The organism is Microcella alkaliphila (genome assembly GCF_002355395.1).
Lineage (GTDB): Bacteria > Actinomycetota > Actinomycetes > Actinomycetales > Microbacteriaceae > Microcella > Microcella alkaliphila_A.
The window spans coordinates 2,370,967-2,386,074 of the sequence record NZ_AP017315.1 but is presented as its reverse complement, the minus strand read 5'-3'; the positions used below and the strand labels follow the sequence as shown (position 1 = coordinate 2,386,074).

Here is a 15,108-nt window from a genome sequence, read left to right as displayed (position 1 = left end):
AGTTGCGCGCATCGGGCCGCGACGTCGCGAGCCCCGCACGAGGAGGACCGCAACGATGCCGAAGCGCCGACGTCTGGAAACCGGGGTTGACTGGGTCGAGCTGTCAACGACCGCCGCCGACTGGAAGAAGGCCGACCCGGGGCTTCTGCAGACGATGCTCGGGCAGCTGTACCTCATCCGCGCCTTCGAAGAGCGGGTGCTTGAGCTCGCCGGTGAAGGCCTGGTGCACGGCCCCGCGCACTCCTCGATTGGCCAGGAGGGTGGCGCGGTCGGCTCCATCGTCGGCCTACGCTCGACCGATGCCGTCAACGGTTCGCACCGAGGCCACCACCAATTCCTCGCCAAGGCGCTCACCCACGTCACGCCCGACGGGCTGAACCCGTCCGAATTGGTGACCCCGCGCATCCAGGAGGTTCTGCAAAAGACTCTGGCCGAGATTCTCGGGCTCGCCCAGGGTTACTGTCGCGGTCGCGGCGGCTCGATGCACCTGCAGTGGTTCGAAGCCGGCGCCCTCGGCACGAACGCCATCGTCGGCGGCGGCGCGCCCATGGCGACCGGTAACGCGTGGGCGCAGAAGCGCTCGGGCACCGACGACCTCACGATCAACTACTTCGGCGACGGCGCGGCCCAGATCGGCTCGGTACTCGAGTCGATGAACCTCGCCGCGGCGTGGAAGCTGCCCGTCGCGTTCTTCGTCGAGAACAACCTCTACGCGGTCGCCACGCACATCGAGGAGTCGGTCGCCGACACCCGACTGTCGGTGCGCGGCCAGGGCTTCGGCATCCCCTCGTGGCGCGTCGACGGCATGGACCCGCTCGCCGTGCACCTCGCGATGGAGGAGGCCGCCGCCCACATGCGGGCCGGCAACGGCCCCGTCGTCATCGAGGCCGAGGTCTATCGCTTCTTCCACCAGAACGGGCCGTACCCGGGCAGCGCCTTCGGCTACCGCACGAAAGAGGAAGAGGAGGAGTGGAAGAAGCGCGACCCGCTGATCAAGGTCGCCGACGAGATGCAGAAGCTCGGCCTCATCGACGAGGCCGGCGTCGAGCAGGTGCGCCAGCAGGCCATCGCGGCGATGGATGCGGCCACCGCCGAACTGCTGGAGGCCGACGCCGAGAAGGAGGGTCGCCGCCGCATCCGCCCCGAGCTCTGGCCCGACCCCGCGTTCGTCAACGTCGGCGTGCGCGGCGACGGCAGCGAGCTCGACGCGCTCACCGCGCTCGAACCGACCAGTGACTCGCGGCCGCGCAAGGACGTCAAATTCGTCGATGCCGTCGCCGGCGTCATGGAGCACCGCATGGGTGCCGACGAGCGGATCATCGTGCTCGGTGAAGACATCCACCGCCTGAAGGGCGGCACCAACGGAGCCACGAAGGGCCTGTCGACGGCATTTCCCGACCGCACGCTCGGCACCCCGATCAGCGAGAACGCGTTCGCCGGACTCGGGGGCGGCCTCGCGCTCGACGGACGCTACCGCCCCGTCATCGAGTTCATGTACCCCGACTTCATGTGGGTCGCCGCCGACCAGGTGTTCAACCAGATCGGCAAGGCGCGCCACATGTTCGGCGGCGATAACCCCGTGCCCCTCGTTCTGCGCACCAAGGTCGCCATGGGCTCGGGCTACGGCTCGCAGCACCTCATGGACCCGGCCGGCATCTTTGCGACGAGCCCCGGCTGGCGCATCGTCGCCCCGTCGTGCGCCGAAGACTACGTCGGCCTGATGAACGCCGCGCTCGCCCTGCAGGACCCTGTGCTCGTCATCGAACACGTCGACCTGTACGGAGAAAAAGACACCGTCATCGACGGAGACATGGACTACATCATCCCGCCGGGGAAGGCGGCCGTGCGCCGCGAGGGCAGCGAGGTCACCGTCATCAGCTACCTGTCGATGGTGAAGCACAGCCTCGAGGCGATCGAGCAAACCGGTGTCGACGGCGAGTTGATCGATCTGCGCTGGCTTGATCGCGCATCCATCGACTGGGAGACCATCGAGACCAGCGTCAAGAAGACCAACGCGGTGCTCATCGTCGAGCAGGGTGCGGTCGGCACGTCGTACGGCGGCTGGCTCGCCGACGAGATCCAGCGGCGCCTGTTCGACTGGCTCGACCAGCCCGTGCAGCGCGTCACCGGCGCGGAGTCGTCGCCGTCCATCTCGAAGGTGCTCGAGCGGGCCGCCATCGCGCGCACGGAAGAGGTCGTCACCGGCCTCGAGACCGTGCGCCGCCACGCGGGGGGAGCGCGCTGATGTCGACCACCATTCGCATGCCGGAGGTGCTCGCGAACGTCACCGAGGCCGCCGTGCAGAAGTGGCTCGTCGCCCCCGGCGACACCATCGAGGTGGGCCAGCCGTTCGCCGAGATCGAGACCGAGAAGGCCGTCGTCGAGTACACGGCCGAGACAGCGGGCACCGTGCTGGAACTCGTTGTCGCTGAGGGCGACTCGGTCGACGTCGGTGCACCGATCGCGGTCGTCGGCGAGGCGGGCGAAACCCCGACTGTCGAGGAGGCCCCCGCGGCGTCTGCCGCGAGCGCGCCCGCGACCTCGGATGCTCCGAGCGCCCCCGTGGAGGCGCCGAGTGCCCCGGCCCCAGCCTCCAGCGGGGGACGCCAGTTCGTCAGCCCCCTCGTGCGGCGGCTCGCCCGAGAGAAGGGCATCAGCCTCGACGGCGTTCAGGGTTCCGGCCCCGACGGCCGCATCGTGCGTAAAGACCTCGAGGCGCTCATCGCCAGCGGAGGCGGCCAGAGTGCCGTCGCGACGGGTGCGGGCGACGCGCCCCGCGCATCCGCGCCCGCCTCGTCTGCTTCGACCGCGAGTGGCGCGGCCGCCGCGCTGCCCGAGGGCGCCGAGCTGGTTCCGCACAGCCGCATGCGGGCGACGATCGCGCGGCGGCTCACGGAGAGCAAGAACCAGGTGCCGCACTTCTACCTCGAGGCCGAGTGCCGGGTCGACGCGCTGCTCGACCTGCGTAAGCGTCTGAACGAGGGCGCCGCCTCGAAGATCAGCGTCAACGACCTCGTCGTGAAGGCGGTCGCCGGTGCGTTCCTCGACGTTCCCGAGGCGAACCGCACCTGGAGCGACGAGGGAATGGTGCGGCACGCCACGGTCGACGTCGGCATCGCGGTGTCGCTCGATGACGGGCTCGTCGTGCCGGTCGTGCGCGGGGCCGAGGCACTCAGCGTCAGCGCGCTCGGCCGGTCGATCGCCGACCTCGCCACGCGCGCGCGTGGGGGTGGCCTGAAGCCCGACGAGATGCAGGGCGGCAGCTTCTCGGTGTCGAACCTCGGCATGTTCGGCACGCAGTCGTTCAGCGCGATCATCAACCCGCCGCAGGCGGGAATTCTCGCGGTGGGGGCGGCCCGGCAGGCGCCGGTCGTCGTCGACGGTGCGCTCGAGTTGGGCACCGTGATGGCGGTCACCCTGTCGGCCGACCACCGCGCCTGGGATGGGGCGCTCGCCGCACGCTGGCTCGCCGCCTTCGTCGCGCGTATTGAGAACCCGCTGACGATCCTCGCGTAGGAGCGTCACGCCAGATCCGATCGGGGTCCGCCGCTGGGTGGTAGCGGCGGTCCCCGATCGCCTCCGTATGCCGCGGTAGATTCGCACTGACCCGGTGCCGTGTTCGTCGACTCAAAGGTGAGTGGTGACCCATGCAGATTGCCATCCGGCGCGAGCCGATCGAGGGGGAGCGGCGCGTCGCCGCGACCCCCGCGACCGTCGCGACCTACGTGCGGGAGGGGTACCAGGTCGTCGTCGAGCGAGACGCGGGTGCCGCGTCCGGCTACCCCGACCAGGCGTACGCCGCCGCCGGCGCGACCCTCGCTGACGCGGTCGACCTCGGCGCGGCCGACGTGCTCGCCCACGTGCGGCCCCTCGACCCCGCCACCATTGCCGCGCTGACGCCCGGCGCGGTGGCGGTCGGTTTCGCGGCGCCCGCCGGCGAGCTGGAGGCTGTCGCGGCGCTCGCCGACCGCGGCGTGACGGCGTTCGCGCTCGAGCTCGTGCCGCGCATCTCTCGCGCCCAGTCGATGGATGCGCTCACCTCGCAGGCGCTCATCGCCGGCTACCGCTGCGTGCTCGAGGCCGCCACGCGCTTCCCGCGCTTCCTGCCGCTCTACATGACAGCGGCCGGCACGATCCCCCCGGCAAAGGTGCTCGTACTGGGTGCCGGAGTCGCGGGTTTGCAGGCCATCGCGACGGCGAAGCGCCTCGGGGCGAAGGTGTCGGCATACGACGTGCGCAGCGCATCCGCCGATGAGGTGCGCTCGATGGGCGGCACGTTCATCCACCTCGACCTCGACGAGAACGCGGATGCGGCCGGCGGCTATGCGAAGGAACTCGCCGCCGACCGCGCGGCCCGCCAGCGCGAACTGCTGAGCCCGCACGTGCAGGCGGCCGACATCATCATCACGACGGCGGCGACCCCCGGCCGGCCCGCACCGCGCCTCATCACCGCCGACATGCTCACCGGCATGACGCCCGGCAGCGTCATCGTCGACCTCGCCGCCGAGTCGGGCGGCAACGTCGAGGGTTCGATCGCCGGCGTCGACACGGCGATCGCCGTCGACGGCGGCGCGATCACCCTCGTCGGCATGAAGGACGCGGCGTCGACCATGGCGTTCGACGCCTCCCGCCTGCTCGCCCAAAACATCGCCCAGCTGATCGGCCTGATGACGGTCGACGGTGCCCTCACGCCTGACTTCGACGACGAGGTCGTCGCCGGAGCGTGCCTCACCCACGACGGCGTGGTTCGTCACGAGCCGACCGCGCAGGCGGTCGCCGAGCGGAACGGAGCCCGCTGATGGAGGCCATCACCCTGCTCACCTTCTTCGTCCTCGCCGTATTCATCGGCTTCGAGGTCGTGTCGAAGGTGTCGAGCACCCTGCACACGCCGCTGATGTCGGGCGCGAACGCGATCCACGGCATCATCCTCGTCGGCGCGGTCATCGTCGCGGGCGCCGCCGATGACCCGCTCACTCTCGTCATCGCGCTGATCGCCGTGCTCATGGCGACGATCAACCTGGTCGGTGGCTTCGTCGTCACCGACCGGATGCTCGAAATGTTCCGCGGCCCCGGCTCCGCCCCGGCCGCTCGCGAGGGGAGCGACGCCTGATGGCCGTGCTCACCCCCGAATGGACGGCCTTTCTCTACCTGGTCGCCGCGGTCTGCTTCATCCTGGCGCTCAAGGGTCTTGGTAGGCCCCGCACGGCCCGCCGCGGCAACCTCATCGGCGCGCTCGGCGCCGTCATCGCCATGGTCGTCGTGTTTCTCTCGACCGAGCTCGACAACCTCGCGCTGATCCTCGGCGTGATCGCGGTCGGCACGATCATCGCCGTGCCCGCCTCGCGCATGGTCAAGATGACGCAGATGCCGCAGCTCGTCGCCCTGTTCAACGGCGTCGGCGGTGGCGCTGCCGCTCTCGTCGCGCTGCTCGAGCTCGAGCACTCTGTCTCGTTCGGCGCGTACCTCGCCGTCGCCTTCACGGTGCTCGTCGGCTCGATCGCGTTCTCGGGCTCGGTCATCACCTTCCTGAAGCTGCAAGAGCTGATGCCGACCCGCCCGATCGTGTTTGCCGGTCACGCCGCCGTCATCGTCGCGCTCGCGGTCGTCGGCCTCGCCGCTGCGGCGATCATCGTGCTGCCCGAGGCCTGGCTTGCCAGCGTCGGGCTCGGCGGGCTGACGTGGACCGCCGCCGTCGCCGGCCTCGCCGTCGGCTCGGTGCTCGGCATCCTGCTCGTCCTCCCGGTCGGTGGCGCCGACGTGCCGATCGTCATCTCGCTGCTGAACGCCGGCACCGGGCTCGCGGTCGCGGCGTCCGGTCTTGTGCTGAACAACACACTGCTGCTCGTCGCAGGCACCCTGGTCGGTGCCTCCGGGTCGATCCTGACCCGCGAGATGGCGAAGGCGATGGGCAGAAGCGTCACGGGCATCCTGTTCGGGGCGTTCCGCGGCGCCTCCAGCGCCGGGTCGACCGCGACCAGCGACCGGCCGGTGCGTTCTTCCAGCGCCGACGACGTCGCGATCCTGCTCGGCTACGCCAACCGGGTGGTCGTGGTGCCCGGGTACGGGCTCGCGGTCGCGCAGGCTCAGCACACGATGGCCGAACTCGCGTCGACGCTCGAAGCGAAGGGCATCGACGTCGTGTTCGGCATCCACCCCGTCGCCGGCCGCATGCCGGGGCACATGAACGTGCTCTTGGCCGAAGCGAACGTGCCGTACGAGGCGCTCGCCGAGATGGACGAGGTGAACCCGCAGTTCAAGACCGCCGACGTCGCCCTCGTCGTCGGGGCCAACGATGTCGTGAACCCGGCCGCGAAGACGACGCCCGGCTCGCCGATCTACGGCATGCCGATCCTCGACGTGCAGGACGCGCGACAGGTGGTCTTCCTGAAGCGTTCCATGCGTCCGGGGTTCGCCGGCATCGAGAACGACCTGCTGTTCGACCCGAAGACGACGCTGCTGTTCGGCGACGCCAAAGAGTCGCTCACCAAGGTGCTCGGCGCCGTCAAGAACCTGTAACGCGCCGCGGCGGCGGTCGCCCCCAACACGTGCGTTCTCACCCGTGAACGGACGCGGGTGGTCGGTTGTGCTGCGCGACGTAGCCACGCGCGACCGTTCGCTCCGTGTCGTGCACGGGCGCGCCCCGCCCGCGCGCCTCGTCGGATCCCGCCCCGCGCCGCCGAGAGTGTCCGCCAGGTCAGCCGCATCTCCCGGCGCGCCGTGTTCTCGCCCGGCGTTGCGGCGTGTCGACCCTCCGAGCTGACCTCGCGGACACCGCGTGACAGCCGACTTCCCGCAGCCTGGCGCGACGTCGCCACGGGCGACTCGTCACGCACTGTTGCGCACGCGAACCGGTCTCTCGAACGCCGCACACCGCAACGCAGCGCCCGCCACGACACGGGATGCCCGGGGCTGGCTAGACCTTGTCGCGCCAGCTTCCGGGCGCCCCGGCGTCCGCATCCTCGATGACGGGCATCGCGGCCGTGTCGAGCGTGGGCACGCCGATCGACTCGGTGGTCGGCGCGATGACCGTCGCCTCGTCGCGCCGGTGGCGGAGCACGGTGTCGATGTACGAGCTGAGTGCTTCGGCGAGCGAGATGGCGCGCGACTCGTTCTGCGACAGGAACCAGCGGTGCTCGAGCAGCTGGTGGAAGACCTCGGGCTCTTCGAGCTTGCCGCGCAGGTCGCGGGGGATCGCACGGATCACCGGCTCGAAGACGCGGCTCAGCCACTCGTGGGCGACCTGCTCCTCGTCGACATCGGCGCCGGGGTAGGTTGCGGCCGAGTACGAGTCGAGGTCGTTCAACAGGCGACGCGCCTGGTTTTCGCCGGCGTCGATGCCGGTGAGGCGAAGCAGCCGGCGGGAATGGTGGCCCGCATCCACGACCTTGGGCTTGATGCGCACCTGCGTGGAGTCACCCGCCGTCGTGATGGCGAGTTCTTCGATGTCGAAGCCGAGGTCGTTGAGGCGCTCGACGCGCTGGGTAATGCGCCAGCGCTCGGTCTTGTCAAAGGCCTCCCAGCCGGTCAGTTCGCTCCACAGCGAGCGGTAGGCATCGACGATGCCGTTCGACACGTCGATCGCGTCGATGTTCTCGTCGAGGCGGCCGCCTGCCTCCAGGTCGAGCAGCTCGCCCGCGATGTTGACTCGGCCGATCTCAAGGTCGTTCTCGCGCTGCCCGTTCGACAGACCCCCCTCGTAGAGTTGCCCGGTCTCGGCGTCGACGAGGTAGGCGGCGAAAGCTCCGGCGTCACGGCGGAACAGCGTGTTCGACAGCGACACGTCGCCCCAGAAGAAGCCGGCGAGGTGCAGCCGCACGAGCAGAACGGCGAGAGCATCGACGAGGCGGGTCGCGGTGGAGGGGCGCAGTGTCTGCGAGTAGAGCGCGCGGTACGGCAACGAGAAGCGCAGGTGCCTCGTGACGAGCACGGGCATGAGCGGGTCGCCGTCGTCGGACTCGCGGCCGGTGATGACGGCGACCGGTTCGACACAGGGCACGTCGAGACGCTGCAGCGTGCGCAGCATGTCGTACTCGCGCCGTGCCATCTCTTCCGTCGTCTCCTTGATGGCCACGACGTAGCCGCTCAAATGCACGAAACGCACGAGGTGGCGGGAGATGCCCTTCGGCAGGGATGCGATCGCGTCGTCGGGCCACGTGTCAAGCGGCAGGTTCCACGGCAGGTCGAGCAGCGCCGGATCGACGACGGCGGAGGTGATGTTCAACGAAGCGCTCACGGTGTCCATCCTGGTCTAAAGAAAAGCGGGGGCGTCCGTGTCGCACGTGACACGAACGCCCCCGCCGTGGAGCAGTGAGCCGCTAGGCCACGACCGCCGCGTTCAGGCGTTCGCCCGATTCGGCGTTGAACACGTGGATGTGCTTCGGCTCCGGCGTGATGTACACGGTCTCGCCGCTGTGCGGGTGAACGCGTCCGTCGACGCGGGCGACGATGTCGACCCGCTGGCCGACGACGTCGGCGTGGCCGTAGAGGTAGCCGTCAGCGCCGAGCTCTTCGACGATGTCGACCTCGACGGGCAGGCCGTTGCCGCTCGTCGACACGATGAGGTCTTCGGGGCGCACCCCCACGGTCACGACCTTGCCGCCGGCGGCGTCGATGACCGAGCGCTCGACCGGGGTGACGGCGCTTCCGAACTTCACACCGCCGTCGGCGAGCTCGGCCGGGAACAGGTTCATCGCGGGCGAGCCGATGAAGCCGGCGACGAACACGTTGTTGGGCGTCTCGTACAGGTCACGCGGGGTGCCGACCTGCTGCAGGATGCCGTCCTTCAGAACGCAGATACGGTCACCCATGGTGAGGGCCTCGGTCTGGTCGTGCGTGACGTAGACCGTGGTGACGCCGAGGCGACGCTGCAGCGAGGCGATCTGGGTGCGGGTCTGCACGCGCAGCTTCGCGTCGAGGTTCGACAGCGGCTCGTCCATGAGGAAGACCTGGGGCTGACGCACGATCGCGCGGCCCATGGCGACGCGCTGACGCTGACCGCCCGAGAGTGCCTTCGGCTTGCGGTCGAGGTAGGGCTCGAGGTCGAGCAGCTTCGCGGCCTCGAGCACGCGGCTCGCGCGCTCGTCCTTATTGACGCCGGCGATCTTCAGGGCGAAGCCCATGTTCTCGGCGACCGACATGTGCGGGTACAGCGCGTAGTTCTGGAAGACCATCGCGATGTCGCGGTCCTTCGGCGGAACGTCGGTGACGTTGCGGTCACCGATGTAGATGTCGCCGGCGTTGACCTCTTCGAGGCCGGCGAGCATGCGCAGCGACGTCGACTTGCCGCAGCCCGACGGCCCGACGAGGACGAGGAACTCGCCGTCTGCGATGTCGAGGTCGAGGGCGTCAACCGCGGGAACCGTGCTACCGGGGTAGAGGCGGGTGGCCTTGTCGTACTTAACAGTTGCCATGACTGCTTTTCTCCTTCACCGGCAGGTACGTGCCGGACGATCCGTAGTGAATGGATGGGGCCCGCGCGAACGAGCCCACGGGCGCCGTCGCCCGTTCGGGACAGTATGCCACCTCTCGTCAGTTGGCGCGGGCGAGGCCTCCGGTCGTACCATCGGTGGGGCGCTACGGGCGCCGACGACCCGCCGCGGTGCGCCGCGGAATATAAGGAGCACGAGCATCCATGCCGAAGGCTGACGGCGCCGACGAGCGTCAGACCAAGAACGCGCGCCGCGCGGAAGCCCGCGAGAAGGCGCGCCAGCTGCGCGAAGAGCAGCGCAAAAAGGAGAAGCGCAACACGCTGCTGCTGCAGGGCGGTATCGCGCTGGGCGTGATTGCTGTGATCGGTGTCGTGGTTGCGCTCATCCTGAACTCCACGCAACCGGCCGCTGCGGGCCCGCGCAACATGGCGAGTGACGGAATCACGATCGGGGCCGACTACATCGCCGTCAGCACCCCGGGCCTCGAGCCCGAGGAGACCCCCGAACCGCTGCCCGCTAACGAGCCCGGAACCGTGGCCGTCAACATTTGGGTGGACTACCTCTGCCCGGCGTGCGGAGCCTTCGAGCAGGCGAATGCGGAGACGCTGCGCGCGCTCATCGACACCGGCACGGCGACCGTCACGATCCACCCCATCGCGATTCTCAGCAACCAGGGTGCGAGCCAACGCGCCGCGAATGCCGCCGCGTGCGTCGCCGACCGATCCCCGAACAGTTTCTTCGACTACAACGAACTGCTGCTCACGAGTCAGCCGGGCGACGGCACCGGCTGGAGTGACGAGCAGCTCGTCGACTTCGCGGCGAGCGTCGGGGCCGGATCGTCCGCCGTCGCCGAGTGCATCACCTCGGGCGAGTTCTCGTCGTGGGTGACCGCCGCGACCAACCGCGCGCTCGCCGGCCCGCTGCCTCTCGAGGGCACCGATCTGGAATCGGTGCAGGGCACGCCGACCGTGCTCGTGAACGGTGACCAGTACCTGCCGGCGAACATCGGTGATTCGACCGAGTTCCAGCAGTTCGTGCTGCAGGCCGCCGGCGAAGACTTCACCCTCAACCCGACGCCCGCGCCCGCGGAGGGTGCCGACGGCGGCGGGGGTGAAGAGGGCGACGAGTAGTCATCGCCTCATCGCCGCCCCATGGGATGCTCGGGCGGCGGTACCCTGAAAACGGCACCTTCGGGTGCCTGGCCGGCTTGGCGCAATTGGTAGCGCACCCGACTTGTAATCGGGCGGTTGCGGGTTCGAGTCCCGCAGTCGGCTCTCAGCACACCTGCATCTCGCGTGCACCAAACCCCCTGCTGACGCGCGTCGAATAGGCAATACCCCCAAGAGGGGGTGAAGAACTTCGCGACACGCCCCCAATAAAGGGGGGTTCTGTTCGAATTTCGACTACGCGCACTTGGCAGAACCCAGAAGGCTCTCTAGCGTGATGAATGTCCGGTCGGGGGGATCGGACACACACAGGTTCTGGGGGGAGCCTTTTATGTTGCGATCCTTTTTCGCGGGGACGGCGCTTGCGACCGTCATATTGGTAGTGATGCAGTTCGTCGGCGCTCCGCCGAGCGATTCACCGGCACTGGCTGGCGCTTCGGGGGAAGCGCCGGTACCCGTCATCTCGACCGCTACGGTCGATCCCGACGACGTGTCGCGCATGTCAATCAGTGACCTCGCAGAGCGTCGACTCGGAAGCGATGCTGACCGCTCCGACGTCGCCGAGGACGAAGCCGCTGCCGATGTCGACGACACTAAATCGGACGAGTCTGCTGCTGACGGGGCCGAGGCTGAATCGCCCGCCTCCGGCTCGCCCGCGCCGAACGACGCAGGCAGTGCGAACAGCTCCGGCGGCTCCAGCGCCTCCGGTGCCTCGAACGCCGGTTCCGGCGGTGGTGCGGCCGCTCCCGCTCCGGCAGCGCCGGCCCCAGCGCCCGCTCCGCCCGCACCTGCTCCGCCGCCCGCTCCGACCCCGCCGCCGTGCCCCGGCCCGATCGGTGGGTCGACTCCGGGTGCGCCCGGGCGCACGTCCGCGCAGGGCGTGGGTGGCACGACGAGCGCCGACCTGAACGACTTCGCGCAGCGCTTCAACGCGATCCGCGTTGCGAACTGCTTGCCGCCGGTGCCGCCGTCGAACATCCGCTACGACTCCTGCATGGAGGACCGCCTGTTCTGGATGGCCGAAGACCCGAGCCCCGACCCCATGAGCGCGTGGGGGCACAAGGGTCAGGCGACGCGCAGCGACGGCGTGCCCGACACGGGCTGCGACGGCAACCTCGCCGGCGGCTCCGGTGTCACGGGCGCCGCTGCCGCCCAGCGTTGGTGGGATTCGGGCGGTCACCGCGCCTCCCTGTACAAGCCGGGTACGAGCGTGCAGGGGGTGTGCATCCTGTTCGCGATGAGCCACGGTGGTGTGCCGAACGAGCCGTACAGCTTCACGCGCGCCGCCGCCCGCTGGGTGAACTGCTAGTCGACTGACACCGAACGACCCGCGCGCCCTAGGCTGGGCGCGCGGGTCGTTTGTCGTTTGCCCCGCGAAATGGAGGCAGCAATGGCGCACACCCACCTCGGCTGGGGCATTCTCGCGACGGGCGGCATCGCCCACGCGTTCGCATCCGACCTCACCCGCGAGGGTTTCCGCATCGCGGCGGTCGGATCACGGCGAGAGGATGCTGCGCGCGCGTTCGCGACGGAATTCGGCATCCCGAACGCTCACGCCAGCTACGAGGCGCTCGTCGCCGACGACAGCGTCGACGTGGTCTACGTGGCCACCCCGCACCCGATGCACGTCGAAAACGCGCTGCTCGCGATCGACGCCGGCAAGCACGTGCTCATCGAGAAGCCGGTCACGCTGAATGCGCGCGATGCGCAGCGCATCGCGGATCGTGCATCCGAGCGCGGTGTCGTCGTCATGGAGGCGATGTGGACGCGGTTCCTGCCGCACATGGTGCGCGTTCGCGAACTGCTCGCGAGCGGCGTGCTCGGCGAGGTGCGCACGGTCCTCGCCGACCACACCCAGGCGTTGCCGACGAATCCCGAGCATCGACTGCAGAACCCCGACCTCGGGGGTGGCGCGCTGCTCGACCTCGGCATCTACCCCGTCTCGTTTGCCGTCGACGTACTCGGCCTGCCGCAGGGTATTCGCGCACACGCCTCGATGACCGCGACCGGCGTCGACCGCCAGACCGCGATGATCTTCGACTACGCCGACGGTCGCCAGGCGGTGCTGCACACCGCGCTCGACACGGCCGGCCCCAACCGGGCGGCGATCATCGGGACGGAGGGCACAATCGAGATCGACCGCGTGTTCTACACGCCCACGTCTTTCACGCATTACGACCGCTCGTGGTCGGTCGTCGAGCGCTTCGAGCAGCCTGTGGCGACGCGCGGGATGCACTTCCAGGCCGCTGAGTTGGAATCGCGGGTCGCGGGCGCCGCACCGACCGAGCTGCCGTTCGACGAGTCGGTCGCCATCATGGGTCTACTCGACGAGGTGAGATCGCAGATCGGGCTCGTCTACCCGGCCGAGGCCGCGCAGACTGGCTCGGTATCATGACCGGGTGACTGACCGGGAGCAGCCTCGAACGCGACGGGCGGCCCGCCCCGAGCGTGACGGTTTCGCCGTCTGGGTGCGTCGCCACACCGTGGCCGTGACGGCCACCGGGCTGTCGCTCGTCTTCGCGCTGCTCGCGACCGGTGCCATCGTCGTCGGCGTCGCGGTCGGTGAAGAGCGGGCGTCCGCCGCTGTCGCCCTTGAGCAGGAGGTCGAGCCGGAGGCGGAGCCCGAACCCGAGCCGGAGGCCGAACCCGACCCGCGCCCCGTTCCCGACGAACTCGTCCCGCCGAGCCCGCTGCGCACCTGCACGATCGCGAGCCAAGCGGCCGACCCCCGGCTCGGCCAGTTCCAGGCGCACGTCATCGACATCGCCACCGGCGACACGCTGTTCGACCGGAACGGCGACGTGGCGCAGCCCGCGGCAAGCAACATGAAGGTGCTGACCGCGGCCGCCGCGCTCGCGGCGCTCGGGCCCGACTACCGCCTGACGACGCGGGTCGTCGCTGGCGACGAACCAGGAACGGTCGTCCTCATCGGCGGCGGCGACGTCACGCTGAGCGCGCTGCCGCCCGGGGAGGAAAGCTTCTACCCCGGTGCGCCGAAGCTCGCCGACCTCGCCGCGCAGACCGTTGCGGCGTACGCCGCCGCCAACCCCGACGAACCGGCCATCACGCGGGTGCTGCTCGACACGTCGTACTTCCTCGACGAGGACCGCTGGGATTCCAGTTGGAACCGCAGCCTGCAGACCATCGGCTACGCCTCCGAGGTGACGGCCCTTCAGGTCGATGCCGACCGCGCGAACCCGCGCGCGCAAGAGAGCCCGCGTAGCACTGACCCGGTGGGCAGAGCGGGACAGGCGTTCGCGCAGGCGCTCGCTGGGGCCGGCAACCCAGGGGGTGCTCCCGCCTTTGAGCGTGGTGCGGCAGGCGGCGGGGGCCAGCTCGCAGCCGTGCGGTCTCAGCCGATGGCGCAGCTGATGGAGCGGATGGTGCTTGACAGCGACAACTCGCTCGCCGACTCGATCGGCCGGGTCATCTCTCGCCACTACGGGCTCGGCGGCACCGCGGCGAGCCTCACACCGGCATTCGTGCAGGCACTCCGCGTCTACGGCATTCCCACCGACGGTATCGTCGTGCGCGACGCGTCAGGCCTGTCGAACCTGAACCAGATCCCGCCGGTCTACCTCGCGCACCTTTTCACGGTGATCGAGCGAAGCCCCGAGCTCCAGGTCATCACCCGATCGCTGCCGGTCGCCGGGCAGTCGGGCACCCTGCGTACCCGGTTTGGCGGGGCCAATTCTTCTGCCGCCGGCCACGTCACCGCCAAGACGGGTTGGATCGACAACGTCTTCACCCTGTCCGGTCTCATGACCGCGTCTGACGGCTCTCGTATAGCCTTCAGCCTCTACGCCCTCGGCCCTGTGAACTTCAGCGCCCGAGAGGCTCTCGATACCGTCACCACCGCCATCCACGGCTGCGGCGACAACCTCGCCAACATCTGATCCCCACCGTCCCGGAGGCGTCATGTCCCGCGCACTGCTCATCATCGACGTTCAGAACGACTTCACGGAGGGCGGTGCGCTCGGCGTCGACGGCGGTGCCGCCGTTGCCGCCGCGATCACCCGCCACCTGCGATCGCATCCCGACCTGTACGACGTCGTCATCGCATCCCGCGACTGGCATGACGAGGACAACGACAACGGGGGCCACTTCGCGAAGCCGGATGCTGAACCCGATTTCGTCGCCACCTGGCCGCCGCACTGCGTGGCCGGCACCGACGGCGCCGAGTACCACCCGGCCATCGACACGGGCCTCATTGACATTCACGTGCGCAAGGGTCAGGGGGTTCCCGCCTACTCGATCTTCGAGGGGACGACGGATGACGGCAGACCCCTCCCGGCGGCGCTCGATGCCCTCGGCGTGACCGAGGTCGACGTGGTCGGTATCGCGACCGACTACTGCGTTCGGGCCTCAGCGCTCGACGCGCTCGGCTCCGGGCGGGAGGTTCGGGTGCTGCGCGACTTGGTCGCCGGCGTCGCCGCCGAGTCGAGCGAGGCCGCGCTGCACGAGATCGCGCAGGCGGGCGGCCGTGTCGAGGTCGCCGGGCGCTCGTAGCGAGC

At 69.6% G+C, this 15,108-nt stretch carries 12 protein-coding genes and 1 tRNA gene; 11 read left to right on the top strand and 2 right to left on the bottom strand.

The genetic code is table 11. The features are described from left to right. Positions 1–55 precede the first annotated feature (55 nt). The 5 genes from CPY97_RS11655 to CPY97_RS11635 all read left to right on the top strand — a co-directional run bounded on the left by CPY97_RS11655 (position 56) and on the right by CPY97_RS11635 (position 6,516). Positions 56–2,245 carry an alpha-ketoacid dehydrogenase subunit alpha/beta gene (locus CPY97_RS11655; RefSeq protein ID WP_096422924.1) on the top strand — a complete coding sequence of 730 codons (2,190 nt, stop codon included), beginning with the start codon at positions 56–58 and terminating at the stop codon, positions 2,243–2,245. Continuing rightward, positions 2,245–3,516 (top strand): dihydrolipoamide acetyltransferase family protein, encoded by a 1,272-nt coding sequence (locus CPY97_RS11650; protein ID WP_096422922.1) that lies wholly within the window; start codon positions 2,245–2,247, stop codon positions 3,514–3,516. The genes CPY97_RS11655 and CPY97_RS11650 overlap by 1 nt, the downstream gene beginning before the upstream one ends. Before the next feature lie 131 nt (positions 3,517–3,647). Beyond that, positions 3,648–4,799: a Re/Si-specific NAD(P)(+) transhydrogenase subunit alpha gene (locus CPY97_RS11645; RefSeq protein ID WP_096422920.1), complete on the top strand. Its 1,152-nt coding sequence runs from the start codon at positions 3,648–3,650 to the stop codon at positions 4,797–4,799. Beyond that, a complete protein-coding gene (locus tag CPY97_RS11640; protein ID WP_096422918.1) occupies positions 4,799–5,110 on the top strand; it encodes an NAD(P) transhydrogenase subunit alpha in 312 nt (103 codons plus the stop codon). The genes CPY97_RS11645 and CPY97_RS11640 overlap by 1 nt, the downstream gene beginning before the upstream one ends. After that, positions 5,110–6,516 (top strand): NAD(P)(+) transhydrogenase (Re/Si-specific) subunit beta, encoded by a 1,407-nt coding sequence (locus tag CPY97_RS11635; protein WP_096422916.1) that lies wholly within the window; start codon positions 5,110–5,112, stop codon positions 6,514–6,516. The genes CPY97_RS11640 and CPY97_RS11635 overlap by 1 nt, the downstream gene beginning before the upstream one ends. 397 nt (positions 6,517–6,913) lie before the next feature. Here CPY97_RS11635 and CPY97_RS11630 read toward each other — a convergent pair whose 3' ends face one another. Together CPY97_RS11630 and CPY97_RS11625 are read right to left on the bottom strand one after the other, a co-directional pair. Beyond that, positions 6,914–8,233, bottom strand: a complete 1,320-nt coding sequence (locus CPY97_RS11630) for a DUF4032 domain-containing protein (protein WP_096423659.1) — start codon at positions 8,231–8,233, stop codon at positions 6,914–6,916. An 82-nt stretch (positions 8,234–8,315) separates the two neighbouring features. After that, positions 8,316–9,410: an ABC transporter ATP-binding protein gene (locus CPY97_RS11625; protein ID WP_096422914.1), complete on the bottom strand. Its 1,095-nt coding sequence runs from the start codon at positions 9,408–9,410 to the stop codon at positions 8,316–8,318. Positions 9,411–9,631: 221 nt separating this feature from the next. Between CPY97_RS11625 and CPY97_RS11620 the strand changes: the two genes are divergently transcribed. The 6 genes from CPY97_RS11620 (at position 9,632) to CPY97_RS11595 (ending at position 15,103) form a co-directional block, all read left to right on the top strand. Continuing rightward, positions 9,632–10,558 carry a DsbA family protein gene (locus CPY97_RS11620; RefSeq protein ID WP_096422912.1) on the top strand — a complete coding sequence of 309 codons (927 nt, stop codon included), beginning with the start codon at positions 9,632–9,634 and terminating at the stop codon, positions 10,556–10,558. Positions 10,559–10,629: 71 nt separating this feature from the next. Then, a tRNA-Thr gene (locus CPY97_RS11615) sits at positions 10,630–10,702 on the top strand. A 277-nt stretch (positions 10,703–10,979) separates the two neighbouring features. Beyond that, positions 10,980–11,903 carry a hypothetical protein gene (locus CPY97_RS11610; protein ID WP_096422910.1) on the top strand — a complete coding sequence of 308 codons (924 nt, stop codon included), beginning with the start codon at positions 10,980–10,982 and terminating at the stop codon, positions 11,901–11,903. Between the two features lie 81 nt (positions 11,904–11,984). Then, complete coding sequence (locus CPY97_RS11605) at positions 11,985–12,989, top strand: Gfo/Idh/MocA family protein (protein ID WP_231923942.1); 1,005 nt, start codon at positions 11,985–11,987, stop codon at positions 12,987–12,989. Between the two features lie 4 nt (positions 12,990–12,993). Further along, on the top strand, positions 12,994–14,490 hold the full coding sequence (gene dacB, locus CPY97_RS11600) for a D-alanyl-D-alanine carboxypeptidase/D-alanyl-D-alanine-endopeptidase (protein ID WP_096422907.1): 1,497 nt from the start codon (positions 12,994–12,996) through the stop codon (positions 14,488–14,490). 22 nt (positions 14,491–14,512) lie between these two features. Continuing rightward, a complete protein-coding gene (locus CPY97_RS11595; protein ID WP_096422905.1) occupies positions 14,513–15,103 on the top strand; it encodes an isochorismatase family protein in 591 nt (196 codons plus the stop codon). Positions 15,104–15,108 lie beyond the last annotated feature (5 nt).

Coding starts and splice junctions, on each gene's coding strand:
- CPY97_RS11650 (WP_096422922.1), top strand. CDS start 2,245: ATGTCGACCACCATTCGCATGCCGGAGGTGCTCGCGAACGTCACCGAG.
- CPY97_RS11645 (WP_096422920.1), top strand. CDS start 3,648: ATGCAGATTGCCATCCGGCGCGAGCCGATCGAGGGGGAGCGGCGCGTC.
- CPY97_RS11625 (WP_096422914.1), bottom strand. CDS start 9,410: ATGGCAACTGTTAAGTACGACAAGGCCACCCGCCTCTACCCCGGTAGC.
- CPY97_RS11635 (WP_096422916.1), top strand. CDS start 5,110: ATGGCCGTGCTCACCCCCGAATGGACGGCCTTTCTCTACCTGGTCGCC.
- CPY97_RS11655 (WP_096422924.1), top strand. CDS start 56: ATGCCGAAGCGCCGACGTCTGGAAACCGGGGTTGACTGGGTCGAGCTG.
- CPY97_RS11610 (WP_096422910.1), top strand. CDS start 10,980: ATGCAGTTCGTCGGCGCTCCGCCGAGCGATTCACCGGCACTGGCTGGC.
- CPY97_RS11620 (WP_096422912.1), top strand. CDS start 9,632: ATGCCGAAGGCTGACGGCGCCGACGAGCGTCAGACCAAGAACGCGCGC.
- CPY97_RS11640 (WP_096422918.1), top strand. CDS start 4,799: ATGGAGGCCATCACCCTGCTCACCTTCTTCGTCCTCGCCGTATTCATC.
- CPY97_RS11595 (WP_096422905.1), top strand. CDS start 14,513: ATGTCCCGCGCACTGCTCATCATCGACGTTCAGAACGACTTCACGGAG.
- CPY97_RS11605 (WP_231923942.1), top strand. CDS start 11,985: ATGGCGCACACCCACCTCGGCTGGGGCATTCTCGCGACGGGCGGCATC.